The organism is Pseudomonas sp. R45(2017) (assembly GCF_002112305.1).
In the GTDB taxonomy this organism is placed as follows: domain Bacteria; phylum Pseudomonadota; class Gammaproteobacteria; order Pseudomonadales; family Pseudomonadaceae; genus Aquipseudomonas; species Aquipseudomonas paraglycinae.
In genome coordinates, this window is sequence record NZ_NEHH01000005.1 from 314,678 (window position 1) to 339,161 (window position 24,484).

Annotated in this window: 23 protein-coding genes; 7 read left to right on the forward strand and 16 right to left on the reverse strand. The window is 60.8% G+C overall.

The annotated features are described in order from the left end of the window. Positions 1-23: 23 nt before the first annotated feature. The 3 genes from CAF74_RS13975 to CAF74_RS13985 all read right to left on the reverse strand — a co-directional run bounded on the left by CAF74_RS13975 (position 24) and on the right by CAF74_RS13985 (position 3,271). Positions 24-947: an SdiA-regulated domain-containing protein gene (locus CAF74_RS13975; RefSeq protein WP_085746723.1), complete on the reverse strand. Its 924-nt coding sequence runs from the start codon at positions 945-947 to the stop codon at positions 24-26. 223 nt (positions 948-1,170) lie between these two features. Continuing rightward, positions 1,171-1,836: a fumarylacetoacetate hydrolase family protein gene (locus CAF74_RS13980; protein WP_085746724.1), complete on the reverse strand. Its 666-nt coding sequence runs from the start codon at positions 1,834-1,836 to the stop codon at positions 1,171-1,173. A gap of 40 nt (positions 1,837-1,876) precedes the next feature. Then, positions 1,877-3,271: an FAD-binding oxidoreductase gene (locus CAF74_RS13985; protein WP_085746725.1), complete on the reverse strand. Its 1,395-nt coding sequence runs from the start codon at positions 3,269-3,271 to the stop codon at positions 1,877-1,879. 204 nt (positions 3,272-3,475) lie between these two features. On the opposite strand from CAF74_RS13985, the gene serA reads away from it, so the two are divergent. Further along, a complete protein-coding gene (gene serA / locus CAF74_RS13990; protein WP_007953487.1) occupies positions 3,476-4,705 on the forward strand; it encodes a phosphoglycerate dehydrogenase in 1,230 nt (409 codons plus the stop codon). A 61-nt stretch (positions 4,706-4,766) separates the two neighbouring features. Here the strand turns inward: serA and CAF74_RS13995 are convergent, their stop codons facing one another. Further along, positions 4,767-5,192, reverse strand: coding sequence for a DUF4399 domain-containing protein (locus tag CAF74_RS13995; protein ID WP_085647002.1), 426 nt, complete (start codon positions 5,190-5,192; stop codon positions 4,767-4,769). 132 nt (positions 5,193-5,324) lie between these two features. Here CAF74_RS13995 and CAF74_RS14000 point away from each other — a divergent pair, with 132 nt between their 5' ends. Further along, the gene (locus CAF74_RS14000; RefSeq protein ID WP_085647003.1) at positions 5,325-5,903 is read left to right on the forward strand and encodes a transporter substrate-binding domain-containing protein; all 579 of its coding nucleotides are present in this window, start codon (positions 5,325-5,327) and stop codon (positions 5,901-5,903) included. Between the two features lie 11 nt (positions 5,904-5,914). On the opposite strand, the gene CAF74_RS14005 is transcribed toward CAF74_RS14000, so the two are convergent. After that, positions 5,915-6,400, reverse strand: a complete 486-nt coding sequence (locus CAF74_RS14005; RefSeq protein ID WP_085746726.1) for a DUF523 domain-containing protein — start codon at positions 6,398-6,400, stop codon at positions 5,915-5,917. Position 6,401: 1 nt separating this feature from the next. After that, on the reverse strand, positions 6,402-7,034 hold the full coding sequence (locus CAF74_RS14010) for a 2OG-Fe(II) oxygenase (RefSeq protein WP_085746727.1): 633 nt from the start codon (positions 7,032-7,034) through the stop codon (positions 6,402-6,404). A gap of 108 nt (positions 7,035-7,142) precedes the next feature. On the opposite strand from CAF74_RS14010, the gene CAF74_RS14015 reads away from it, so the two are divergent. Then, complete coding sequence (locus CAF74_RS14015) at positions 7,143-7,895, forward strand: DUF2059 domain-containing protein (RefSeq protein ID WP_011336435.1); 753 nt, start codon at positions 7,143-7,145, stop codon at positions 7,893-7,895. A gap of 1 nt (position 7,896) precedes the next feature. On the opposite strand, the gene CAF74_RS14020 is transcribed toward CAF74_RS14015, so the two are convergent. Next, complete coding sequence (locus tag CAF74_RS14020) at positions 7,897-8,847, reverse strand: alpha/beta hydrolase (RefSeq protein ID WP_085746728.1); 951 nt, start codon at positions 8,845-8,847, stop codon at positions 7,897-7,899. Between the two features lie 97 nt (positions 8,848-8,944). Between CAF74_RS14020 and CAF74_RS14025 the strand changes: the two genes are divergently transcribed. Further along, positions 8,945-9,523: a DUF6436 domain-containing protein gene (locus CAF74_RS14025; protein WP_085746729.1), complete on the forward strand. Its 579-nt coding sequence runs from the start codon at positions 8,945-8,947 to the stop codon at positions 9,521-9,523. 103 nt (positions 9,524-9,626) lie between these two features. Further along, a complete protein-coding gene (locus CAF74_RS14030) occupies positions 9,627-12,038 on the forward strand; it encodes a penicillin acylase family protein (RefSeq protein WP_085746730.1) in 2,412 nt (803 codons plus the stop codon). A 7-nt stretch (positions 12,039-12,045) separates the two neighbouring features. On the opposite strand, the gene CAF74_RS14035 is transcribed toward CAF74_RS14030, so the two are convergent. Further along, positions 12,046-13,011, reverse strand: a complete 966-nt coding sequence (locus CAF74_RS14035) for a GlxA family transcriptional regulator (RefSeq protein ID WP_085746827.1) — start codon at positions 13,009-13,011, stop codon at positions 12,046-12,048. A 190-nt stretch (positions 13,012-13,201) separates the two neighbouring features. Between CAF74_RS14035 and CAF74_RS14040 the strand changes: the two genes are divergently transcribed. Continuing rightward, positions 13,202-13,843 (forward strand): HD domain-containing protein, encoded by a 642-nt coding sequence (locus CAF74_RS14040; protein WP_039765393.1) that lies wholly within the window; start codon positions 13,202-13,204, stop codon positions 13,841-13,843. A gap of 59 nt (positions 13,844-13,902) precedes the next feature. Here CAF74_RS14040 and CAF74_RS14045 read toward each other — a convergent pair whose 3' ends face one another. The 8 genes from CAF74_RS14045 to CAF74_RS28995 all read right to left on the reverse strand — a co-directional run bounded on the left by CAF74_RS14045 (position 13,903) and on the right by CAF74_RS28995 (position 22,723). Beyond that, positions 13,903-14,793: an ABC transporter permease subunit gene (locus tag CAF74_RS14045; RefSeq protein WP_007953503.1), complete on the reverse strand. Its 891-nt coding sequence runs from the start codon at positions 14,791-14,793 to the stop codon at positions 13,903-13,905. Beyond that, positions 14,790-15,671 (reverse strand): ABC transporter permease subunit, encoded by an 882-nt coding sequence (locus tag CAF74_RS14050; protein ID WP_170844921.1) that lies wholly within the window; start codon positions 15,669-15,671, stop codon positions 14,790-14,792. Before CAF74_RS14050 ends, CAF74_RS14045 begins: the two co-directional genes overlap by 4 nt. A 35-nt stretch (positions 15,672-15,706) precedes the next feature. Further along, complete coding sequence (locus tag CAF74_RS14055; protein ID WP_007953506.1) at positions 15,707-16,849, reverse strand: ABC transporter ATP-binding protein; 1,143 nt, start codon at positions 16,847-16,849, stop codon at positions 15,707-15,709. A gap of 73 nt (positions 16,850-16,922) precedes the next feature. Further along, positions 16,923-18,020 carry a polyamine ABC transporter substrate-binding protein gene (locus tag CAF74_RS14060; protein ID WP_041475453.1) on the reverse strand — a complete coding sequence of 366 codons (1,098 nt, stop codon included), beginning with the start codon at positions 18,018-18,020 and terminating at the stop codon, positions 16,923-16,925. A 187-nt stretch (positions 18,021-18,207) separates the two neighbouring features. Continuing rightward, positions 18,208-19,320: a polyamine ABC transporter substrate-binding protein gene (locus CAF74_RS14065; RefSeq protein ID WP_085746731.1), complete on the reverse strand. Its 1,113-nt coding sequence runs from the start codon at positions 19,318-19,320 to the stop codon at positions 18,208-18,210. A gap of 172 nt (positions 19,321-19,492) precedes the next feature. Next, positions 19,493-20,857: an aspartate aminotransferase family protein gene (locus CAF74_RS14070; protein WP_039765388.1), complete on the reverse strand. Its 1,365-nt coding sequence runs from the start codon at positions 20,855-20,857 to the stop codon at positions 19,493-19,495. A gap of 56 nt (positions 20,858-20,913) precedes the next feature. Next, a complete protein-coding gene (locus CAF74_RS14075; protein ID WP_011336448.1) occupies positions 20,914-22,272 on the reverse strand; it encodes a glutamine synthetase family protein in 1,359 nt (452 codons plus the stop codon). A gap of 94 nt (positions 22,273-22,366) precedes the next feature. After that, a complete protein-coding gene (locus CAF74_RS28995) occupies positions 22,367-22,723 on the reverse strand; it encodes a gamma-glutamyl-gamma-aminobutyrate hydrolase family protein (protein WP_139832904.1) in 357 nt (118 codons plus the stop codon). Positions 22,724-23,001: 278 nt separating this feature from the next. Here CAF74_RS28995 and CAF74_RS14080 point away from each other — a divergent pair, with 278 nt between their 5' ends. Continuing rightward, complete coding sequence (locus CAF74_RS14080; protein ID WP_039765386.1) at positions 23,002-24,378, forward strand: glutamine synthetase family protein; 1,377 nt, start codon at positions 23,002-23,004, stop codon at positions 24,376-24,378. Positions 24,379-24,484: the final 106 nt, after the last annotated feature.

Consider the following 24,484-nt stretch of genomic DNA (forward strand, 5'->3'; position numbering starts at 1 on the left):
ATCTGCAATTGCTGTAGGAGTCGTTACTTCTGCTTTTCGAAGCGGTAGAACAGGTTCGGCTCGCTGACCATGTACAGCGTGCCCGCCTCGTCCATGGTCACGCCTTCGGCGCGGGGAATGGTTTTCTTCAAGCCGTTGAAACCACCAAGCAGGGTCATGAAGCTGACCTGCTCGCCCTTCTCGTCCAGCTCCAGCAGCAAATGCGAATCGGCGGACAACACCAGGGTGTGGCCGGTGCGCGGGTCAATTGCCAGGGCCGAGAGGTTGCGCAGGTCCAGTTCGTCGCTGTCGAGTTTCTGCTTGTCGCCCTTGAGCGTCTGGCTGCCGTCGCTTTTCCAGGTGAACAGCGCAGGCGGACGCTCTTCGCCCAGCAGCAGTTGCTGGTTGCGGGCGTCCCAGGTGATGGCTTCAAAAGCCTTGTTCTGGTCTTTCGACGGCCCCAAGTCGTATTTCGGGAAATCGTCGCGCTTGAGTTCGCGGGTCTCGGCATCGACCTTGACGATGGAGAGCAGGTGCTCGCGCTCATCGACAATCGCCATCAAGCCGTTTTCCATCACCGTCAGGCCTTCGGGATTGCTCCAGCCCACCAGCGGCATCTTGCGCAGCACGTCACCCTGCAGGGTCAGCTCGACCAGGAACGGATTCTTGCCCATCACCGAAAACAGGGTTTTGGTCTGCGGGTTATAGGACAGGTCCGAAGCTTCGTCCTTTTCCATCCCCGGCAGCAGCTTGGCGTCGATCACCACGCGGTAGTCCGGAAGCCAGACGCTTTCCTGTTTCTCGGCCGGGCTTTCAAAACGCTCCAGCACCCACAACAGGCCACGGTCATCCCAATGCATGGCAAACGCCAGCCCGTACGCAGCGACGGCTGCCAACACAATCCAGGAATACCAGCGCAGGGCGAAGCGCGAACGGCGGGCGGGTTTGAGCTGAGTTTGAGATGACATCAAAGGACGCGTTCCGAAAATTCAGGCTAAGGGTAATAGCACAAAGAGGCCGGCTCAGACGCCAGAATGACCGGAATTATCCGGACAGAATGTGAAAAAAACGGCAAATGGCCGGAATGCCCTGCGTCTTTGCAGGTCGCATCACAAAACGAAAACGGGAGATTGCAGACTTGAGGGCTGAGCTCAAATCTGCAATCTCCCGCTCGGGAACGCGATGTACGGATCAGCGAACGCTGCTGGTGAAGCGACTGGCGCCCGGCAGCTCCAGCACGATCTCATCACCAACGTTCAGCGGGCCGACGCCCACCGGCGTGCCGGTCAGGATCACGTCACCGGCCTGCAGCGAAAAGCAGCCGGCCATGTGCTGGATCATCGGCACGATCGGATTGAGCATCGCGCTGCTGTTGCCGTCCTGGCGCACTTCGCCGTTGATGGTCAGGCGGATGCCGATGTCGGTCAGGTCGGCGAAAGTGCTGCCGACCACGAACGGCGCAATCACCGCCGCGCCGTCGAACGACTTGGCGATTTCCCACGGCAGGCCCTTGGACTTGAGCTCGGCCTGCTTGTCGCGCAGGGTCAGGTCCAGCGCCGGGGCGAAACCGGAGATCGCGTCCAGCACTTCTTCGCGGCTCGGGTTGGTCGACAGCGGCTTGCCGATCAACACGGCGATTTCCGCCTCGTAATGTACGGAGCCACGCTCGGTCGGAATGCTGAAACCGCCTTCCAGCGGCACCACGCAACTGCCCGGCTTGATGAACAGCAACGGCTCGGTAGGCACCGGGTTGTCCAGTTCCTTGGCGTGTTCGGCGTAGTTACGCCCGATGCACACCACTTTCCCCAGCGGAAAATGAATCCGCGTACCGTCGACATACTGGTGCTGATAGCTCATTACCGACTCCTGCCTTCATTGATTCATCAGGGATTGCCAATCAAACCGCGAAGATCTTGCCCGGGTTCATGATGCCGTTCGGGTCGAACACCGCCTTGACCGCTTTCATGTATTCGATTTCCACCGGCGAGCGGCTGTAGGTCAAGTAATCGCGTTTGGTCATGCCCACACCGTGTTCGGCGGAAATCGAACCGTTGTACTTCTCGACGGTTTCGAACACCCACTTGTTGACGGTGGCGCACTTGGCGAAAAAATCGTCCTTGCTCAGGTTGTCCGGCTTGAGAATGTTCAGGTGCAGGTTGCCGTCGCCGATGTGGCCGAACCAGACGATTTCGAAATCCGGATAGTGTTTGCCGACGATCGCGTCGATTTCCCGCAGGAACGCCGGGACTTTCGAGACAGTGACCGAGATGTCGTTCTTGTACGGTGTCCAGTGGGAGATGGTTTCGGAGATGTACTCGCGCAGCTTCCACAGGTTCTGCAACTGGGTTTCGCTCTGGCTCATGACACCGTCCAGTACCCAACCCTGCTCCACGCAGTGCTCGAAGGTTTCCAGGGCGGTGTTGGCCACTTCTTCGGTGGTCGCCTCGAATTCCAGCAAGGCATAGAACGGGCAGTCGGTGTCGAACGGCGCCGGCACATCGCCACGGCCCATGACCTTGGCCAGGGCCTTGTCGGAGAAAAACTCGAACGCGGTCAGGTCGAGTCGGCCCTGAAAGGCGTGCAGCACCGGCATGATCGAATCGAAATCGGCGGTGCCGAGGACCATCGCGGTCAGGTTTTTCGGCGAGCGATCCAGGCGCATGGTGGCCTCGACCACAAAACCCAGGGTGCCTTCGGCGCCGATGAACAGCTGGCGCAGGTCATAACCGGTGGCGTTCTTGATCAGGTCCTTGTTCAGTTCCAGCACGTCGCCCTTGCCGGTCACCACTTTCATGCCCGCCACCCAGTTGCGGGTCATGCCGTAGCGAATGACCTTGATCCCGCCGGCATTGGTGCCGATGTTGCCGCCAATCTGACTGGAACCTGCCGAAGCGAAGTCCACCGGGTAGTACAAGTCATGTTCTTCGGCGGCGTTCTGCAATTGTTCGGTGACCACGCCCGGCTGACAGACGGCGGTGCGGTCGGTCAGGTTGATGTCGAGAATCTGATTCATGTAGTCGAACGACACAACCACTTCGCCATTGGCGGCCACGGCCGCGGCGGAAAGTCCGGTACGCCCGCCCGACGGCACCAGCGCCACTTTATGTTCGTTGGCCCAGCGGACGACGGCCTGCACCTGCTCGATGGTCTTGGGGAACACGATGGCGCTGGGCGCCGGGGCGAAGTGCTTGGTCCAGTCCTTGCCGTAAGCGTTCAGGGAGTCGGCATCGGTCAGGACCTTGCCAGGCTCGACCAGGGTCTTCAGTTCATCAATCAGGGCAGGATTGGTCATCGACGGAACTCTCGAACAATTCATGGTCATCCTGAGAACGCTTCACGTCGCAGGAATGAGTGTTTAGCGGGGTGGCTATGCTAGCATACCGACCCCGCAGGCCAGTGCCCAAGGCCGGTTCTGCGGTGACGGCTTTCTTGTCGTCCAGGTCAATGTCTGTTGACCATTTCCTGCCATTTTTCTCCGGGATACAGGTTTACGCAGATGAGCAAGACTTCTCTCGATAAGAGCAAGATCAAGTTCCTTCTTCTCGAAGGCGTCCACCAATCGGCTGTCGACGTCCTCAAGGCGGCGGGCTACACCAGCATCGAATACCTGACAGGCTCCCTGCCGGAAGCCCAGCTCAAGGAAAAGATCGCTGACGCTCACTTCATCGGCATTCGTTCGCGCACCCAGCTGACCGAAGAGATCTTCGATCACGCGAAGAAGCTGGTCGCGGTCGGCTGTTTCTGCATCGGCACCAACCAGGTTGACCTGGAAGCGGCCCGCGAGCGCGGCATCGCCGTGTTCAACGCGCCGTACTCCAATACCCGCTCCGTGGCCGAGCTGGTGCTGGCCGAAGCGATCCTGCTGCTGCGCGGCATCCCTGAGAAAAACGCTTCCTGCCACCGTGGCGGCTGGATCAAGTCCGCAGCCAACTCTTTCGAGATCCGTGGCAAGAAACTGGGCATCGTCGGCTACGGCTCCATCGGTACTCAGCTGTCGGTCCTGGCTGAAGGTCTGGGCATGCAGGTGTTCTTCTACGACACCGTGACCAAGCTGCCACTGGGCAACGCGACCCAGGTCGGCAACCTGCACGAGCTGCTGGGCATGTCCGACATCGTCACCCTGCACGTTCCGGAAACCGCTGCGACCCAGTGGATGATCGGCGAGAAGGAAATCCGTGCCATCAAGAAGGGCGGCATCCTGATCAACGCTGCACGCGGCACCGTGGTCGAGCTGGATCACCTGGCTGCTGCGATCAAGGACAAGCACCTGATCGGCGCCGCCATCGACGTGTTCCCGGTCGAGCCGCGCTCCAACGACGAAGAGTTCGAAAGCCCGCTGCGTGGCCTGGATAACGTGATCCTGACCCCGCACATCGGCGGTTCCACCGCTGAAGCGCAGGCCAACATTGGTCTGGAAGTGGCAGAAAAACTGGTCAAGTACAGCGACAACGGTACTTCGGTATCGTCGGTGAACTTCCCGGAAGTGGCCCTGCCGGCTCACCCTGGCAAGCACCGCCTGCTGCACATCCACGAGAACATCCCGGGTGTGATGAGCGAGATCAACAAGGTCTTCGCCGAAAACGGCATCAACATCTCCGGTCAGTTCCTGCAGACCAACGAGAAGGTCGGCTACGTGGTGATCGACGTCGACGCCGAGTACTCGGAGCTGGCGCAAGAGAAGCTGCAACACGTCAACGGCACCATCCGTAGCCGCGTGTTGTTCTGATCCGACGCTGAGCGACAAAAAAGGGAGCCTTCGGGCTCCCTTTTTCATGCACGCGAAAACATCATTCGACGTTGACGGTGATCTTCTTCGACACGATCGGCGGATCGAACGCCATGTGGCCGCTGTCACCCAGCTCCAGCTGCAGGGTGTGCTTGCCCGGCGCGAGCTTGATGTCGGCCTGGGTCTGCGCCTTGCCGAAGTGCATGTGGTTGGCGTCGGTCGGCACGACGGAGCCGGCCGGAACGATTTCCTTGGCATCGATCAGCAGATGGTGATGACCGGTGTTCTTGGTGACATCACCGGCCGGTGCCAGCGCGATGTCCTTTACACCGAACTTGACCGTGAAGGTCTGCGAAACCGTGGCTCCGTCCTCGGGAGAAACGATGAACACTTCGGCGCCCTTCGGTGCCGGTGTGGCCGCACTGGCCAGTACCGAAACACCCATCAGCACACCGGCCAACGCTGCACGTGACATAAAGCTTTTCATTTTCTTCTCCAGTTTTTCCGTAAAATCCGCACGGTCATGACAACTTCATGACCATTCGTTGTCGAAGGCACTCGACAACCATAGCAAAGCGAGCCTGGAAAACAGGCCGATATCGATTTCAAAGGAGTGACCATGCGTTTTCTGCCTGGCCTGATCTGCCTGCTTCCCCTTCTGAGCCCTCTGGCTCACGCCGAACTGATTGATGACGTCTACGACCGTGGCGAGTTGCGCATAGCCCTTGAGGCTAATACACCGCCCTTCAATTTCAAGGACGGCGACACGCTCACGGGGTTCGAGGTCGAGCTTGGGCAACTGCTGGCCAACGAACTGGATGTGCGCGCCGACTTCATCGTCACTGACGAAGCCGATCTGCTCCAGGGCGTTGAAAGCGGCAAGTACGACGTCGCGCTCAACCACATAGCACTGACACCCGAGCTCAAGGATCGTTTCGACGTGAGCGAGCCTTACACGCAGGTCAATGCGCAGTTGCTGGCGAAAAAGGACGAGCAACCTCGGCCGATGGTGCTGGTGCAGACGCTGACCGAGGAGAAACCGAAGGTCGGGCCGCCGGTGGATCTGGCGATTCCGTTTCAGAAGGGCAACCCGGCGTTTCACGCGAGTCTGGAAAATGCCTTGCAGCGGATCAGGGCGGATGGGCGGCTGGAGGCGTTGTCGAAGAAGTGGTTGAGTGTGCAGGCTACGGAAAACTGAAGTGAACGTGACTAGTCGAGCAAGCTGAGGGCCTGTGCGGCTTGCGGCAGTTCGAGTTCGCTGAAGACCTGCACCCCATGGCGCTTCAGCAACGCGGCGGTAACGCCCTCGCCACTCACCTTCACCCCACTGAACGTGCCGTCATAGGTCAACAGATTCCCGCACGAAGGGCTGTTGGCCTTGAGCACCGCCACCCGAATCCCGTGCTTCTGCACAAGCGCCAGCGCCTGCCGCGCACCATCCAGAAACTGCGCACTGACGTCTTCGCCCTCGGTAGTGATCACCGAGGAGAGTCCGTCCAGCACTTCGCTGCCCTGCCCGCCCGGAATCTCTGCCGCTGCCCGCGGCGTCGGCAAACCACCGGCGACTTCCGGGCACAGCGGCACTACCCGGCCTTCGCTGATCCACTGCTCCAGCAGATCGAACGGCCCGCTGGCTCCACCGTCATAACGCACGCGATGGCCAAGCAGGCAGCGGCTCACAAGAATCCTGTGCATCTCAGAACGGCTCGTTGCCACGGCGGCGGAACCAGCCTGTCAGCGACAGCCGCTCGCGATTGGCCGGCAACACTTCATGAGGGACTTCGCCGGAGAGAAACACCACCAGACACCCGCCTGTAGGCTGTACGTCGTGAACACGCTCATTCTCCAGGTACATGCGCAGTTGCCCGCCATCCTCCGGCAGCCAGCCGTCATTGAGGTAGATCACCGCCGAGACCATGCGCCGGTCATCGTCGCGGAAACGGTCGACGTGCTTGCGGTAGAACGCACCCGGCGGGTACAGGGCGAAGTGGCACTCGAAGTCTTCAAGCCCGAGGAACAGGCCCCGGTTGAGCGCTTCGCGCAAGCTGTCCATCAGGTTCAGGTAGCGGTCACTGGCCTCGGCCTGACCGGGGTCGATCCACTGAATATGGTCGCCACGAATCCCCTCGCGGATCTCCGAAAACGGGCCACGTCCGACCCCCGCCGGCGCCAGTTCACCTTCGGCGTCACGTTTGCGGCACTCGGCCGCCAGTGCGCGGGTCAAATCCGCAGGCAGGAAAATGTTCTGCTGCGACCAGCCGCGCTCGGCCAGGTCGTCGACGATACGTAACAGCAGCGGGTGATCAGAGGATATTTGCATGGCGCGCATAGTATGCCTGCGGCAAGAAATCCGACAGAGCCACGCGGCGGCTTGATACGAATTCTCGACAAGTACTGGCACCGCACGGAGAATAGTCGGCTGCCGACAGGAGTCCTTATGCGCCGTTTGCTTTTTTCACTGTTGATGTTCTGCGTTTTGCCCGCCTGGGCGGACGGCCATGACCAGTTGTACAAGGTCGCCGGCTGGCCAGAACAACGCGCGCATTTCAACGACGCCCTGAGTGCCGCGCAGCAGCGTTACCAGAACAGCCTGCCGCCGGCGGTGTTTCAGGCGCTGGTGAATAACAGCAACCAGCGCTTCGCCCCCCAGGCCGTGGATCAACGCGCCGAAGCGCAGCTGCGCAAGAACCTCGCCGATCCGCAACCGGCCCTGTCGTTCTTTCAGTCACCGCTGGGCAAGAAGATCGTCGCCGCCGAACTGCTGGCGACCCGTCGCGATCAATTGGCAAAGAACGCCAAGGGCCTGCCGAAGATGCCGGCCAGCGACAGTCGTTTGCTGATCATCGGCCACCTCGCCCAGGCCCTGCCCGCCCGTGAAGCCGGTGCCGAAGTCAGCCTGGCGATTGCCGGCGTGGCGGCGGACAGCCTGAGCTCGATGATCCCCGGCCTGCTCGGCGGCGGTCAGGCCCAAGGCATGTTGAATGGTCAACGCCAGCGCCTGATGGATCAGATCGGTGCCGACCTGAACAACACGCTGCTGTACGTTTATCGCGATCTGTCGGATGAAGAACTGGAAGAGTTCGCGACCTTTGCCGAATCCACCGAAGGCAAAGCCTACTATCAGGCCGCGCTGGCCGCGATTCGCGCAGGGCTGGCCGTCGGCCAGAGCACCTCGAACCTCAGTCAGTGATCTAGGGGTTGCGGCCCTTGATCCGCTTGCTCAGGAACTCGAAATACTCCTCGCGCATTTCCGCCGTCTCGTTGGCCAGGTGATGCCGCGCCTCGGCCAGCAACAGAATCTGCGGCCGGTCGAACTTCCACTTCATCACTTGCAGGTTGTGCTGCCAGTCCACGGTCATGTCCGCCTGGCCCTGAACGATCAGTGGCCGGCGTGAACTTTTCTTCGCGTATTCGACCCGGTTGATCCAGCGTGACAACGCCCCGACCCAGGCAGTCGGCAAGCGTTTGGGCTGCAACGGATCGGCCTGCAGGAACGGCAGGAAATCCGGATCGTTGGAGTTCTCGCTGAAACGTCGGGCGATGCCCCTGACAAAGGGCCGCAGCAGGTAATAACTGAACTGCGACCAGCCCCAGGCACGCGGACGCACCAACGGCGCCAGCAGAATCAACTGTCCCTGCGCCGGGCTGTTTTCACCATGGTTGAGCACGTGATCGACAATGATCGCCCCGCCGGTGCTTTGCCCGCACAAGTGCCACGGCTGCGGCAGGGCAATCGAGCGCGCCTCGGCGAACAGGCCTTGCAGCGCATCCTGATACTCGGAGAAGTCGCGGATGCTCGCCCGCTCGCCGCTGGACAGACCATGCCCCGGCAGATCGCAGGCAATCACCGCGAAGCCCTGATCCAGCGCCCACTCGATCACATGCCGGTAAAGACCGGTGTGATCATAAAAACCGTGCACCAGAAACAGCGTGGCCCTGGCGGTTTCTGCCGGCCACCAGCAATGACTGACCAGTTGATAGCCATCGATGTCGAACCGGCCCATCCCACGCCAGACATCGCGCTCCGGAAAGTCAGTCTTGTAGAACCGCTGATACGCCTTCGCCTCCTCGGACAACGGCTGCCACTCGGCCAAAGGCTTGAGGCTCGCACGCAGATGATCGGGATCGAAGGCAACAGACATGGGCAATTCCAGAACGGTAAACGGACTTTATCGGCCTGCGATATTCATCTGTCGCGGCAAGCATGGCAAGCTAGCGCGCTCTCAAGGAATCAAAACCATGCGTTCGCCCTACCGCACCGCACTGTTTGCCAGCCTGCTCGCCATCGTGTGTGCCGGCGTGCTGTGGGCCGCGTACGACTGGTTTCAGGGCCGCTACCTGCGGGCGTTCAGCGAACACACCGCTGTGTTTTCCGGCGACCCGTTGCGCCTGCCCGACGACCTCGCCGGCCCCGGCAATATCCGTCTGGTGCACTTTTGGGATCCCGCCTGCCCGTGCAACGTCGGCAATCAACAGCACCTGAGCGAGATGGTCGAACAGTTCGGCCCCAAGGGCGTGGAGTTCTTTGCGGTGCAGAAGGCCGGCAGCCACGGCCAGTTGCCGGCAACCCTCAGCAATCTCAAAACCATCACGGTCCTGCCCGGCTCCGAACAGATTCCCGCCAGCCCGGCCGTGGCGATCTGGGACCGCAGCGGCAGACTGGCGTACTTCGGCCCCTACAGCGAAGGCCTGACGTGCAACTCCAGCAACAGTTTTATCGAACCGATCCTGCAAGCCTTGAGTGATGATCGTCCGGTCAATGCGACTCATACGCTGGCGGTCGGTTGTTACTGCCCGTGGCCGGCCGAGAAGAAGTAAGGCATTCCGGACATTTCAAGGACGGCGATGCGCAGCACACGAGGCGTGTGCTAATTGTTTGCAGCCCGCACGGGCGGCAACCCCGAATGCACAAGGAGTCACCATGAAACGCGTCTTCACCGTTCTTGCCTTGCTCATCGTTGTCCTGCTCGCCGCCGGCGGGTGGTATGTCTACAGCAAGCAACCGACGCGTCAGGGCCAAGTGGAGTTGCGCAACCTGCAAGGCTCGGTGACCGTGCGTTACGACGAGCGCGGTGTGCCGCACATCCGTGCCGAAAACGAGACCGACCTCTACCGCGCCCTCGGCTATGTGCACGCCCAGGATCGCCTGTTTCAGATGGAAGCCATGCGTCGCCTGGCCCGGGGCGAACTGGCCGAAGTGCTCGGGCCGAAACTGCTCGACACCGACAAGCTGTTCCGCAGCCTGCGCATCCGCGAGCGGGCCGCCAGTTACGTGGCCGGCCTCGACAAGCAGTCACCAGCGTGGAAGGCCCTGCAAGCCTATCTGGACGGCATCAATCAATATCAGGACTCGCACGCCGCCCCTGTCGAGTTCGACGTGCTGGGCATCCCCAAGCGGCCGTTCACCGCCGAGGACAGCATCAGCGTCGCCGGCTACATGGCCTACAGCTTTGCCGCCGCGTTTCGCACCGAACCGTTGCTGACCTACGTGCGCGATCAACTGGGCGCCGATTACCTCAACGTCTTCGACCTCGACTGGCAGCCCAAGGGCGTGCTCGCCAAAGGTCACGCCAGCAGCGCACCGGCCCTCGCCGCCGAAGACTGGAAAGACCTGAACACCCTCGCCCGCGTCAGCGAACAGGCATTGATCGACAACGGTCTGCCGCAGTTCGAAGGCAGCAACGCCTGGGTGATCGCCGGCAGCCACAGCAAGAGCACCAAGCCGTTGCTGGCGGGCGATCCGCACATTCGTTTTTCGGTGCCGTCGGTGTGGTACGAGGCGCAGCTGTCGGCGCCGGGTTTTGAACTCTACGGCCATCATCAGGCGCTGGTGCCGTTTGCGTTTCTCGGCCACAACCTGGATTTCGGCTGGAGCCTGACCATGTTTCAGAACGATGATCTGGACCTGATCGCCGAGAAGGTCAATCCGGACAACCCGGATCAGGTCTGGTATCGCGGCCAGTGGACCGACATGGTCAAGACCGAGCAGCAGATCGCCGTGAAAGGCCAGACGCCGGTGACCATAACCCTGCGCCAGTCGCCCCACGGGCCGATCGTCAACGACGCCCTCGGTACAGCCGCAGGGAAAACTCCGATTGCGATGTGGTGGGCGTTCCTCGAAACACCGAACCCGATCCTCGAAGGTTTCTACCAGCTTAACCGCGCCGACACCTTGGCCAAGGCTCGTGCCGCAGCCGCCAAGGTGCAGGCGCCGGGGCTGAACATCGTTTATGCCAACGCCAAGGGCGATATCGCCTGGTGGGCCTCGGCGCTATTGCCCAAGCGGCCGGCCGGGGTGAAGCCTGGCTTCATTCTCGACGGCAACAGCAATCAGGCGGACAAGGACGGCTACTTCCCGTTCAGCGCCAACCCGCAGGAGGAGAACCCGGCGCGGGGCTATATCGTCTCGGCCAACTTCCAGCCCGTGTCGCCGACCGGCATGGAGATTCCCGGTTACTACAACCTCGCCGACCGTGGCCAGCAGCTCAACCGCCAGCTCGCCGACAAGAGCGTGAAGTGGGACAACGAGGCCAACCAGAAACTGCAACTGGGCACCACCACCGGTTATGGCCCGCGTCTGCTGGCGCCGTTGCTGCCGGTACTGCGTGAAGTGGCGGGCAATCCCGCCGAGCAGAAGCTGATCGAACAATTGGCCCAATGGCAAGGCGACTATCCGCTGGATTCGGTCAGTGCGACGGTGTTCAACCAGTTCCTCTACGACCTCGCCTACGCGACAATGCGCGATGAGCTGGGCAATGATTTCTTCGAAACCCTGCTGTCGACCCGAGTGATCGATGCAGCCCTTCCTAGGCTCGCGGCGAATGCTGATTCACCGTGGTGGGACAACCGCAGCACGCCGAACAAGGAGACCCGCGTCGACACCGTGCGCGCCGCGTGGCAAGCGAGCATGGCGCACCTGAAGTCGACCCTCGGCGACGACGCTTCCGGCTGGCAATGGGGCAAGGCGCACACGCTCACCCATGGTCATCCGCTGGGTCAGCAGAAACCGCTGGACCGCATTTTCAACGTCGGTCCGTTCGCCGCACCGGGCTCACATGAAGTGCCGAACAACCTCTCGGCGAAGATCGGCCCCGCGCCGTGGCCGGTGACCTACGGCCCGTCGACCCGTCGGCTGGTGGACTTCGCCGATCCGGCTCACAGCCTGACCATCAACCCGGTCGGCCAGAGCGGCGTGCCGTTCGACAGTCACTATGACGATCAGGCGGAAGCGTATGTGGACGGGATGTATGTGCAGGCGCATTTCAGTGAGGAAGAGGTGACGGCGAATACGCGGAGTACGCTGAAGCTGTTGCCGGCGCGAGCGGCTCAATAGGCGCCGCTCAAACCATTGCCGCAAAATTCAACCGAAACTGCTGCGGCGTCACCCCCAGCCGCCGGTTGAACACGCTGCGCATGTGTTGCGCATCGCGAAACCCGCACTGATACGCCACAGTCTTCAGCGGCGCCGTGGTGCTTTCGAGCATCACCCGTGCCGCATCCACCCGCGCCCGCTCGACGAATTCCGCCGGGGTGACTTTCGCTTCGCGGGCAAACACCCGAGAGAAATTTCGCGCACTCATGTTCGCCGCGTTCGCCAGATCGGCGATGGTCAGGTCGCCCGTGAGATTGGCCAGCACATACAGCTGCACCATCGCCACCGCTGACGTCGGTTCGGCATGAGACGTAAGGAACGGGCTGAACTGCGACTGCCCGCCCGAGCGCTGGGTGAACACCACCAGCCGCTTGGCCACGCTCAGCGCCACCTCGGCCCCGTAATCTCGCGCCAGCAGGTACAGCGACAGATCGATCCCCGCCGTCACCCCCGCCGAGGTGTAGAGCTGGCCATCCTCGACGTACAACCGATCGGCCTCGACCCGGCTCGACGGGCACAACTGCGCCAGCGCTTCGGCGTCGTTCCAGTGGGTGGTGACCGTACGCCCGTCCAGCAATCCTGCACGGGCGAGCATGAACGCGCCGTTGCAGATCGAGCCGAATCGCCGCGCCCTCCCACAGGCCTCACACAGCCAGGCATCAAACGTCTCGCCGAAATCCAGAAACGGCAATTGCGGCCCACCCGCCACCAGCAGCAAGTCATAAGCCTCCTGCGCTTCGCTGAAATACTGGTGAGCACTCAGGGTCAGCCCGTTGGAACACGCCATCGACCCGCGCTCGACACCGATCACGTCGAGCCGGTAATGATCCTCCGGCGCCAGGAAGCGGTTGGCCTCGGCGAACACATCCATCGGCCCGCTGACGTCCAGCGCCTGCACGCCGGGGAACACCACGATGGCGACGGTTCTGTTCATGGCGATGTCGGCTCCCGGGGAATGGCGGATCAGCGCCAACCCTAGCCAATCCTCGCCGCAGAAGCGAGCTGGCACGATTTGCAGGTGGAATGGCAAGGATCGCAGCCATGGATCGATTGTCCGGTTTTGCCCCCGGGAACAGACTTTCCCCATCAGCGCCGCGACGGCGTTTTCGACGAGGAAGCTCAACATGACCACGACCATCGCCGGTATCCGGATCCCCGACAGCGCCCTCGCCCGGGCCACCACCGAGTACATCCGCGACATCGAATCCGACCTGCTTTACCACCACTCGCGCCGGGTATTTCTGTTCGGCGCCTTGAGCGGTGAGCGCCAGCAACTGGCCTACGATCCGGAACTGCTGTACGTCGGCGCGATGTTCCACGACCTGGGTCTGGTCGAAGGTCACCGCAGCGATGACGAGCGCTTCGAAGTCGATGGCGCCAACGCAGCCGCCGCGTTTCTCAAGCCGTACGGGTTGAGCGATGACGACATCGAGCAGGTCTGGTTGTCGATCGCCCTGCACACCACGCCGGGGGTGCCGAAGCATCTGCGCCCGACCGTGGCGCTGGTGACCGCAGGCGTCGAGATGGACGTGCTGGGCATGGACTACGCGGCGTTCACCACGGTGCAGCGCGAGGCGGTGGTGCATGCGCATCCACGGGGCGAAGGTTTCAAGGAGTGCATCATCTGCGCGTTCGCCGATGGCTTGCGTCATCGCCCGCAGACGACGTTCGGCAATGTGAAGACCGATGTGTTGAAGGATCAAGCGCCGGGATTCAAGCCGATGAACTTCGTCGAAGTGATTCGCCAGTCGCCCTGGGTTTCCTGACGGGCATAAAAAAACCTCGCGACCGTTATCGGTCGCGAGGTTTTTTTGTACCGGGAGGCTTACGCCGCTTCCGGCGTCGGCGCCCGGCGCACGTCCGGTTGCTTCCACGAATCCGCAGCGCCTTCTTCGATGGCCTGCTGAATCGCTTTCTTGCGAGCTTCTTCGGCACGGCGGCTGAAGAACCAGACCAGGAAGGTCACCAGCGACACCGCCAGCAGAATCAGACTGGCCACGGCGTTGATCTCAGGCTTCACGCCCAGACGCACCGCCGAGAACACTTCCATCGGCAGGGTCGTCGAACCCGGGCCGGAGACGAAGCTCGCCAATACCAGGTCGTCCAGCGACAGCGCGAACGACATCATGCCGCCCGCTGCCAGCGACGGCGCGATCATCGGGATGGTGATCAGGAAGAACACCTTCCACGGACGCGCGCCGAGGTCCATCGCCGCTTCTTCGATCGACAGGTCCAGCTCGCGCAGACGCGCCGACACCACGACCGCCACATACGCCGCGCAGAACGTGGTGTGAGCGATCCAGATGGTGACGATGCCCCGCTCCTGCGGCCAGCCGATCATCTGCGCCATCGCCACGAACAGCAGCAACAGTGACAGACCGGTAATCACCTCAGGCATGACCAGCGGCGCGGTCACCAGGCCGCCGAACAGCGTGCGGCCCTTGAAACGGGTGATGCGGGTCAGCACGAAGGCTGCCAGCGTACCCAGCGCCACGGCGGCAATCGCGGTGTAGCAGGCGATTTCCAGCGAGCGCACCACCGAGCCCATCAGTTGCGAGTTGTCGAGCAGGCCGACGTACCACTTCACCGACCAGCCGCCCCACACCGTTACCAGTTTCGAGGCGTTGAACGAGTAGATCACCAGAATCAGCATCGGCAGATAGATGAACAACAGGCCGAGCACCAGCATCAGGCTGGAGAAACGGAAGCGCTTCATTCTTTACCCTCCATTTCCTTGGCCTGACTGCGGTTGAACAGGATGATCGGCACGATCAGGATCGCCAGCATCACGACCGCCAGGGCGGACGCCACCGGCCAGTCACGGTTGTTGAAGAACTCTTGCCAGAGCACTTTACCGATCATCAGGGTTTCCGGACCGCCCAGCAGTTCCGGGATCACGAACTCGCCCACCACCGGGATGAACACCAGCATGCAGCCGGCGATAATGCCGTTCTTGGACAGCGGCACGGTGATTTTCCAGAAGCTGTTGAAGGTGCTCGAACCCAGGTCGGAAGCGGCCTCCAGCAGGCTGGTGTCGTGCTTCACCAGGTTGGCGTACAGCGGCAGGATCATGAACGGCAGGTACGAGTAGACGACGCCGATGTACACCGCGAGGTTGGTGTTGAGGATCTGCAGCGGCTCGTCGATCAAGCCCATGCTCATCAGGAACCCGTTGAGCAGGCCGTTGTTGCTGAGGATGCCCATCCACGCATAGACGCGGATCAGGATCGCGGTCCAGGTCGGCATCATGATCAGCAGCACCAGCACCGTTTGCAGCTCTTTACGGGCACTGGCGATGGCGTAGGCCATCGGGTAACCGATCAACAGGCACAGCAGCGTGCTGAAAAACGCCATCTTCAGCGAGCCGAGGTAGGCGGCGATGTACAGTTCGTCGTCGCCGAGCATCGCGTAGTTGCCCAGGTTCAGCAGCAGTTGCAGCTTCTGCTCGGCGTAGGTGTAGATCTCGGTGTACGGCGGGATGGCCACGTCCGCTTCGGCGAAGCTGATCTTCAAAACGATGAAGAACGGCAGCATGAAGAACAGGAACAGCCAGATGAACGGAACCCCGATGACCAACTGGCGGCCACCGGGAATTATTCGATTGAGCCGGCGTTTGAATTTGCGCATGTTCATGAGCGAAGTACCACGCCGCTGTCGTCTTCCCACCACACGTAAACCTGATCGCCCCAGGTCGGACGTGCGCCACGGCGTTCGGCGTTGGCCACGAACGACTGCACCAGCTTGCCGCTCGGCAATTCGACGTAGAACACCGAGTGACCGCCGAGGTAGGCGATGTCATGCACCTTGCCGCTCGACCAGTTGTATTCGCAGGTCGGCTGGTCGGCGGTGACCAGCAGTTTTTCCGGACGGATCGCGTAGGTCACGGACTTGTCCTGCACCGAGGTGCTGATGCCGTGGCCGACGTAGATCTGCCGGTCGAGGTCCTTGCAGGTGATGGTCGCGTGGCCTTCGGCGTCGTCGATCACTTCGCCTTCGAAGATGTTCACGTTGCCGATGAATTCGCAGACCAGACGGCTGGTCGGGGTTTCGTAGATGTCGATCGGGCTGCCGATCTGGGCGATCCAGCCCAGGTGCATGATCGCGATGCGCTCGGCCATGGTCATGGCCTCTTCCTGGTCGTGGGTCACCATCACGCAGGTCACGCCTACGCGCTCGATGATCTCAACCAGCTCGAGCTGCATCTGCGAACGCAGTTTCTTGTCCAGTGCGCCCATCGGCTCGTCGAGCAGCAACAGCTTCGGCCGCTTGGCCAGAGAACGCGCCAGCGCCACACGCTGACGCTGGCCGCCGGACAATTGGTGCGGCTTGCGCTTGGCATACTGGCTCATCTGCACCAGCTTGAGCATCTCGGCCACGCGGGCGTCGATTTCGGCCTTGGGAATCTTGTCCTGTTGCAGGCCGAACGCGATGTTCTGCGCCACGGTCATGTGCGGGAACAGGGCGTAGGACTGGAACATCATGTTGATCGGTCGCTCGTACGGCGGCATGTCGGTGATGTCGACGCCGTCGAGGAAAATGCGCCCCTCCGTGGGCCGTTCGAACCCTGCCAGCATCCGCAGCAGAGTGGATTTGCCCGATCCCGAACCGCCGAGCAGGGCGAAGATCTCGCCCTTCTTGATTTCCAGGGACACATCGTCCACGGCAACCGTCTCGTCGAACTTCTTCGTGACCCGGTCGATTTTGACCAGCACCTGTTTCGGTGTCTGGTCGCCCTCGAGGGCTTTCTTATAGGCGCCGGAGGCAACTGCCATTTACAAAACTCCCAGAAAAAAAGAGTGCAGTTCGCCCACGCAAGACGAACCCAGGATAGTTTGTACGTTGAAGCTATTTACCCGACTTGACCTTGGTCCAGCTGCGGGTCATCAAACGCTGAATGTTCGGCGGCAACTCGATCGACACGTAGGTCTTGTCGAGCACGGCCTGCGGTGGATAAACCGACTCGTCGGTGCGGATGGACTGCTCCATCAGCTTGTCCGAACCCGGGTTGGGGTTGGCGTAACCGACGTAATCACTGACCTGGGCGATCACCTCAGGTTTCAGCAAATAGTTGATGAAGGCGTGGGCCTCTTTGACGTTGGCCGAATCCTTCGGAATCGCCAGCATGTCGAACCACAGCGCGCCGCCCTCTTTCGGGATCGAGTAGGCGATGTTCACGCCCTTCTTGGCTTCTTCGGCGCGATTCTTGGCCTGGAAGATGTCGCCGGAGAAACCGATGGCCACGCAGATGTCGCCGTTGGCCAGATCGCCGATGTATTTCGAGGAGTGGAAGTAGGTTACGTACGGACGCACCGCCAGCAGTTTGGCCGTGGCCTTCTCGTAATCCTTGGGATTGGTGCTGTTGGCGTTCAGGCCCATGTAGTTGAGCACGGTCGGCATCATTTCATCGGCCGAATCGAGGAACGCCACGCCGCAGCTGTGCAGCTTCTTGATGTTCTCCGGCTCGAACAGCACGCTCCAGGAGTCGATCTTGTCGACGCCGAGCACGGCTTTCACTTTATCGACGTTGTAGCCGATGCCGTTGGTGCCCCACAGGTACGGCACCGCGTACAGGTTGCCCGGATCGTTCTGTTCCAGGCGCTTGAGCAGCACCGGATCGAGGTTGGAATAGTTCGGCAGTTGCGCCTTGTCGAGCTTCTGGAACGCGCCCGCCTTGATCTGCTTGCCGAGGAAGTGGTTCGACGGCACGACCACGTCGTAACCGGTACGCCCGGCGAGCAGTTTGCCTTCCAGGGTTTCGTTGGAATCGAACACGTCGTAGACCGGTTTGATCCCGGTTTCTTTCTGGAAATCGGCCAGAGTGGTCTCGCCGATGTAATCCGACCAGTTATAAATATGCACAGTACCGGCGGCTTGGGCACCGACAGCGAACGTCAGGCCGGCAGCGGCCAGCAGGGCATTGCGCAAAGAAGAAAAAATAGGCAAGTGGAGGTCCTCTAATTTAGTTGGGCCCAAGTTGCCCCGTGCTGCATGACAGTCACGGTTGCCCGGCAACAAAACCGGCGCGCAACTTACCTTCGAAAAACCGTTCCAGCAAAACTTTCTGTCATTTAATTGCACCACTGACCGCCCAGATGAAGGCGACGGCCAGCGGTGACTGCTTCAAACCGGCTTATTTACCGGATTTGATCTTGGTCCAGCTGCGAGTGATCAGGCGCAGGGTAGGTGCGTCCAGATCGCTGATCGCATAGAGCTGCTTCTTCACTTCAGCCGAAGGGTAGATGCTCGGATCGCTGGTGATTTCCTTGTCCACCAGGGCGGTGGCCGCCTTGTTGCCGTTCGGGAAACGCACGGCGTTGGTGATTTCGGCCATCACTTTCGGCTCGAGCAGGTAGTTCATGAACTTGTAGGCGGCTTCGACGTTTTCGGCATCCTTGGGAATGGCGACCATGTCGTAGAAAGTACCGGCACCTTCTTTCGGAATGGTGTAGGCCAGTTTGACCTTGTCACCGGCTTCCTTGGCGCGGGTCTTGGATTGTTCCAGGTCACCCGAGTAGCCGACCGCCACGCAGATGTTGCCGTTGGCCAGGTCCGAGATGTACTTCGAGGAGTGGAAGTAAGCCACCGAAGGACGGATCTTGAGGAACAGGTCTTCGGCGGCTTTCAGGTCAGCCTTGTCCTTGCTGTTGGTGGGCTTGCCCAGATAGTGCAGAGCCGCGGGAATCATTTCGGTCGGCGCGTCGAGGAAGCTCACACCGCAGCTTTTCAGCTTCTCGATGTTTTCAGGCTTGAACACGATGTCCCAGGAATCGATCTTGTCGATGCCCAGTGCAGCCTTGACCTTGGCCGGGTTGTAGCCGATGCCGATCGAACCCCACATGTACGGGAACGCGTGCTTGTTGCCCGGGTCGCTGGCGTCGCCAACGGCCTTGAGCAGGTCTTCGTCGAGGTTCTTCCAGTTCGTCAGCTTGGACTTGTCCAGTTCCTGATAAACGCCGGCCTTGATCTGCTTGGCCAGGAAGTTGTTGGAAGGCACCACGATGTCGTAACCGGATTTGCCGGCCAGCAGCTTGGCTTCCAGGGTTTCGTTGCTGTCGAAAACGTCATAGACGACCTTGATGCCCGTCTCTTTTTCGAAATTGGCAACCGTGTCCGGCGCGATGTAGTCGGACCAGTTGTAAACGTGCAACACCTTGTCGTCCGCCTGAACCGCACCCGCCATCACGCCCATCAGGGACATGGCGAGCAGAGTCTTGCCAGCGAGCTTTTTGCCTAATGCCTTCATGCGTTAATGCTCCAAATTTTTCTTTTTTGAACCACTTTGTTCAGCGGCCGAACCCGGACAACTGGAACCGCGGCTAGTCTGGCAAGATCCGAGGCGGTCTTTCAAGAAAAGACCAGCCTTTCTGACAGCTCCGAGCGACAGCGCAACAGCTCCATCGCTCAGAGCCTAGCACTTAGCCCTGCAACGCACTCAGGGTCAGGTCCAGGCACTTGCGTGCCTTTGTAACCAGTTCATCGATCTCCGCCTTGCTGATCACCAGCGGCGGCGCGATGATCATGGTGTCGCCCACGGCACGCATGATCAGCCCGTTGTCGAAGCAGAACTGGCGGCAGATCATGCCCACACCCTTGCCTTCGTAACGCTTGCGAGTGGCCTTGTCCTGCACCAGCTCGATGGCCCCCAGCAGACCGACTCCGCGCACTTCACCCACCAACGGGTGATCGTTCAGTTCGCGCAGACGTTTCTGCAAATACGGTGCCGTTTCTTCATGGGCGCGTTCGATGATTTTCTCTTCGCGCAGAATCCGGATGTTTTCCAGACCCACCGCCGCCGCTACCGGGTGACCGGAGTAGGTGAAGCCGTGGTTGAAGTCGCCGCCCTCGTTGAGCACCGCCACCACTTCGTCGCGCACGATCAGTCCACCCATCGGGATGTAGCCGGACGTCAGGCCTTTGGCGATGGTCATCATGTGTGGCTTGAGGTCGTAAAAATCACTGCCGAACCATTCGCCGGTACGGCCGAAACCGCAGATCACTTCATCGGCCACGAACAGGATGTCGTACTTGGCGAGGATTTCCTTGATGCGCGGCCAGTAGGTGTCTGGCGGAATGATCACGCCGCCGGCGCCCTGGATCGGCTCGGCAATAAAGGCACCGACGTTGTCGACGCCGACTTCCAGAATCTTTTCTTCCAGCTGATTGGCCGCCCAGATCCCGAACTCTTCCGGGGTCATGTCGCCGCCTTCGGCGAACCAGTACGGCTGCGCGATGTGGACGATGCCCGGAATCGGCAGGTCGCCCTGTTCGTGCATGTAGGTCATGCCGCCCAGGCTTGCGCCTGCCACGGTGGAACCGTGGTAGCCGTTCTTGCGGCTGATGATGACTTTCTTGTTCGGCTGGCCCTTGATCGCCCAGTAGTGGCGAACCATGCGCAGCATGGTGTCGTTGCCTTCGGAACCGGAGCCGGTGAAGAACACGTGGTTCATGCCTTCTGGCGCCACGTCGGCGATGGCCTTGGCCAGTTCCAGCGCCGGCGGGTGCGCGGTCTGGAAGAACAGGTTGTAGTAAGGCAGTTCGCGCATCTGTTTGGCGGCAGCATCCGCCAGCTCATCGCGTCCATAACCGATCGCCACACACCACAGACCCGCCATGCCGTCGAGGATCTTGTTGCCCTCGCTGTCCCACAGGTACACGCCCTTGGCGTTGGTGATGATCCGTGGACCCTTTTCTTTCAGCTGCTTGAAGTCGCTGAACGGGGCCAGGTGGTGATCGCTGCTGAGGGCTTGCCACTCACGGGTTTGCGGGTTGTTGCTGGTCATGCCAATTCTCCTTGTTATCGGTGAAGGCGCGGCGGCTGGCCACCGCGCCCGGCGTATCAGACGGCGAAGAGCAGGTACTCACGCTCCCAGGAACTGATCACGCGCTTGAAGTTTTCATGCTCGGCCCGCTTGACCGCGACGTAGCCGGTGATGAAGGTCTTGCCCAGGTATTTCTCGATGGTCGCGCTGTTTTCCATGCGCTCCAGGGCGTCCTCGATGGTCAGCGGCAGGCGCAGGTTGCGGCGCTCGTAGCCACGGCCCACAACCGGTGCGCTCGGGTTGATCCCTTCGACCATGCCGATGTAGCCGCAGAGCAGGCTCGCGGCAATCGCCAGGTACGGGTTGGCGTCGGCGCCCGGCAGGCGGTTTTCCACCCGGCGGTTCTGCGGGCCGGCATCCGGGACGCGCAGGCCCACGGTGCGGTTTTCTTCGCCCCACTCAACGTTCACCGGCGCCGAGGTGTCCGGCAGGAAGCGGCGGAACGAGTTGACGTTCGGTGCGAACAGCGGCAACAGCTCGGGGATGAGTTTCTGCAGGCCACCGATGTGGTGCAGGAACAGCTGGCTCATGGTCCCGTCGTCATTGGAGAACACGTTCTTGCCAGTCTCGATGTCGATGATGCTCTGGTGCAGGTGCATCGCACTGCCCGGCTCGCCGGTCATCGGCTTGGCCATGAAGGTCGCGGCCACGTTGTGCTTGAGGGCGGCCTCGCGCATGGTGCGCTTGAACACCAGAATCTGGTCGGCCAGGGACAGGGCATCGCCGTGACGGAAGTTGATTTCCATCTGCGCCGTGCCGTCCTCGTGGATCAGCGTGTCGAGGTCCAGTTCCTGCAATTCGCACCAGTCGTAGACGTCTTCGAACAGCGGATCGAATTCGTTCGCCGCTTCGATGGAGAACGACTGACGACCGATCTCCGGACGCCCGGAACGGCCGACCGGCGGCTGCAACGGATAGTCAGGGTCGTCGCTGCGCTTGGTCAGGTAGAACTCCATTTCCGGCGCAACGATCGGCTGCCAGCCCTTGTCGGCATAGAGTTTCAGGACTTTCTTGAGGACGTTGCGCGGCGACAGCTCGATCGGGTTGCCTTGCTTGTCGTAGGTGTCGTGGATCACCTGGGCGGTCGGCTCTATGGCCCATGGCACCAGGTACACGGCGTTCTGGTCGGGGCGGCAGATCATGTCGATGTCGGCCGGGTCGAGCAGTTCGTAATAGATGTCGTCTTCGACGTAGTCGCCGGTCACGGTCTGCAACAGAACGCTTTCTGGCAGGCGCATGCCTTTTTCGGCGATGAACTTGTTGGTCGGCGAGATCTTGCCCCGGGTGATACCGGTCAAGTCGCCGATCATGCATTCGACTTCTGTGATCTTGTGGTCTTTCAACCAATCGGTGAGCTGGTCGAGGTTGTTACTCATAAATGCCTCTGGGCTGAGTCTCCTGACAGATGTCAGGCAATGTTTGACGCACCAGGCGTCGCGTTAAAGGGCCTTGCTTGCGCGCAGTGCCGGCTTACGCCCGGCACCGCGCATAGACAATGAAGGAGGAGCTTACCTGCCCTTTACGCTGGCGTTGCATTTCCTGTGCACATCCCGGGCGTGCAGAATCACGGGCACGGCGACGGACGCGGTGCAGGCCGGGAGCAGGAAAGAGATCTATATTGAAAGGAGAACCGCTAAAGAGGATGCCCTCGCACACGTCCAGAATATCGGACGCTGCCGCTCGATCTGCCATGGGCTGGGAGATCGCTGGCACGTTGCAGGCCTTGCTGGCCGCGCTGCGGACGGACGTGTCGCCACTGATGTGATAAGCATGCAGACCGGACTGCAAAGAGCAGTCGGTGACGCCGATTAACGGCAGGCGAGACATGAAGCACCCCGGTATTATTGCTGTTATGGGTTTGATCCGAGCTTAGCCTTGTTCATTTTTTTACACAACACCCCCGTAAAAAATACAACACGGCCTGCTCAAGCCTGCGGGTGGCGCGTCCTTCACGGATAAAAAAATGCCCCAAAGTGCCCCATAAATGCCCTCGTGGCGCTTTTTCAGGGCAGAAAAGGCCTCGCTTGACTTCGGCAGGCCGTTCGGGTTGACTGAAACCAGAAAAGATCAATGATTGATATTTTTAACAACAAAGGTGTTGCATCATGTCGGTACCCCCGCGTGCCGTTCAGCTTAACGAAGCGAACGCGTTCCTTAAGGAACATCCTGAGGTTCTGTACGTTGACCTTCTGATTGCGGATATGAATGGTGTGGTGCGCGGCAAGCGCATCGAACGCACCAGCCTCCACAAGGTTTACGAGAAAGGCATCAACCTGCCGGCCTCTCTATTTGCTCTGGATATCAATGGTTCGACGGTGGAAAGCACCGGCCTGGGCCTGGACATCGGCGACGCCGACCGTATCTGCTATCCAATCCCCGATACCCTGTGCAACGAGCCATGGCAGAAGCGCCCGACCGCGCAACTGTTGATGACCATGCACGAACTCGAAGGTGACCCTTTCTTCGCCGACCCGCGCGAAGTGCTCCGTCAAGTTGTTGCAAAGTTTGACGAGCTGGGCTTGACCATCTGCGCCGCATTCGAACTCGAGTTCTACCTGATCGACCAGGAAAACGTGAACGGCCGCCCTCAGCCGCCACGCTCGCCGATCTCCGGCAAACGCCCGCATTCGACCCAGGTCTACCTGATCGACGACCTCGACGAATACGTCGACTGCCTCCAGGACATTCTGGAAGGCGCCAAAGAGCAAGGCATCCCGGCCGACGCCATCGTCAAGGAAAGTGCCCCGGCGCAGTTCGAAGTGAACCTGCACCACGTCGCCGACCCGATCAAGGCATGCGACTACGCGGTCCTGCTCAAGCGTCTGATCAAGAACATCGCCTACGACCATGAAATGGACACCACTTTCATGGCCAAGCCGTACCCGGGCCAGGCAGGCAACGGTCTGCACGTCCACATTTCGGTTCTCGACAAAGAAGGCAAAAACATTTTTGCCAGCGAGGATCCCGAGCAGAACGCCGCGCTGCGTCACGCGATCGGCGGTGTGCTCGAGACCCTGCCCGCGCAGATGGCTTTCCTCTGCCCGAACGTCAACTCCTACCGCCGTTTCGGCGCACAGTTTTACGTGCCGAACTCGCCGAGCTGGGGTCTGGACAACCGCACCGTGGCCCTGCGCGTACCGACCGGCTCCGCCGACGCAGTCCGCCTGGAACACCGCGTGGCCGGCGCCGACGCCAACCCGTACCTGCTGATGGCTTCGGTGCTGGCGGGCGTGCATCACGGCCTGACCAACAAGATCGAGCCGCCGCCTCCCACCGAAGGCAACAGCTACGAGCAGAACGAGCAGAGCCTGCCGAACAACTTGCGCGATGCCCTGCGCGAGCTGGACGACAGCGAGGTGATGGCCAAGTACATCGATCCGAAATACATCGATATCTTCGTCGCCTGTAAAGAGAGCGAGCTGGAGGAGTTCGAACACTCCATCTCCGACCTCGAGTACAACTGGTACCTGCACACCGTTTAAGCGGATTGCAGGAATAAAAAGCGCTGCCGGCTTCATCAGCCCGCAGCGTTTTTTTATGGCCGCCTGCGGCGGATCGCTGGCAAGCCAGCTCCCACAGGGTTCTGTT

Coding starts and splice junctions, on each gene's coding strand:
- CAF74_RS13975 (WP_085746723.1), bottom strand. CDS start 947: ATGTCATCTCAAACTCAGCTCAAACCCGCCCGCCGTTCGCGCTTCGCC.
- CAF74_RS13980 (WP_085746724.1), bottom strand. CDS start 1,836: ATGAGCTATCAGCACCAGTATGTCGACGGTACGCGGATTCATTTTCCG.
- CAF74_RS13985 (WP_085746725.1), bottom strand. CDS start 3,271: ATGACCAATCCTGCCCTGATTGATGAACTGAAGACCCTGGTCGAGCCT.
- serA (WP_007953487.1), top strand. CDS start 3,476: ATGAGCAAGACTTCTCTCGATAAGAGCAAGATCAAGTTCCTTCTTCTC.
- CAF74_RS13995 (WP_085647002.1), bottom strand. CDS start 5,192: ATGAAAAGCTTTATGTCACGTGCAGCGTTGGCCGGTGTGCTGATGGGT.
- CAF74_RS14000 (WP_085647003.1), top strand. CDS start 5,325: ATGCGTTTTCTGCCTGGCCTGATCTGCCTGCTTCCCCTTCTGAGCCCT.
- CAF74_RS14005 (WP_085746726.1), bottom strand. CDS start 6,400: ATGCACAGGATTCTTGTGAGCCGCTGCCTGCTTGGCCATCGCGTGCGT.
- CAF74_RS14010 (WP_085746727.1), bottom strand. CDS start 7,034: ATGCGCGCCATGCAAATATCCTCTGATCACCCGCTGCTGTTACGTATC.
- CAF74_RS14015 (WP_011336435.1), top strand. CDS start 7,143: ATGCGCCGTTTGCTTTTTTCACTGTTGATGTTCTGCGTTTTGCCCGCC.
- CAF74_RS14020 (WP_085746728.1), bottom strand. CDS start 8,847: ATGTCTGTTGCCTTCGATCCCGATCATCTGCGTGCGAGCCTCAAGCCT.
- CAF74_RS14025 (WP_085746729.1), top strand. CDS start 8,945: ATGCGTTCGCCCTACCGCACCGCACTGTTTGCCAGCCTGCTCGCCATC.
- CAF74_RS14030 (WP_085746730.1), top strand. CDS start 9,627: ATGAAACGCGTCTTCACCGTTCTTGCCTTGCTCATCGTTGTCCTGCTC.
- CAF74_RS14035 (WP_085746827.1), bottom strand. CDS start 13,011: ATGAACAGAACCGTCGCCATCGTGGTGTTCCCCGGCGTGCAGGCGCTG.
- CAF74_RS14040 (WP_039765393.1), top strand. CDS start 13,202: ATGACCACGACCATCGCCGGTATCCGGATCCCCGACAGCGCCCTCGCC.
- CAF74_RS14045 (WP_007953503.1), bottom strand. CDS start 14,793: ATGAAGCGCTTCCGTTTCTCCAGCCTGATGCTGGTGCTCGGCCTGTTG.
- CAF74_RS14055 (WP_007953506.1), bottom strand. CDS start 16,849: ATGGCAGTTGCCTCCGGCGCCTATAAGAAAGCCCTCGAGGGCGACCAG.
- CAF74_RS14065 (WP_085746731.1), bottom strand. CDS start 19,320: ATGAAGGCATTAGGCAAAAAGCTCGCTGGCAAGACTCTGCTCGCCATG.
- CAF74_RS14070 (WP_039765388.1), bottom strand. CDS start 20,857: ATGACCAGCAACAACCCGCAAACCCGTGAGTGGCAAGCCCTCAGCAGC.
- CAF74_RS14075 (WP_011336448.1), bottom strand. CDS start 22,272: ATGAGTAACAACCTCGACCAGCTCACCGATTGGTTGAAAGACCACAAG.
- CAF74_RS28995 (WP_139832904.1), bottom strand. CDS start 22,723: ATGTCTCGCCTGCCGTTAATCGGCGTCACCGACTGCTCTTTGCAGTCC.
- CAF74_RS14080 (WP_039765386.1), top strand. CDS start 23,002: ATGTCGGTACCCCCGCGTGCCGTTCAGCTTAACGAAGCGAACGCGTTC.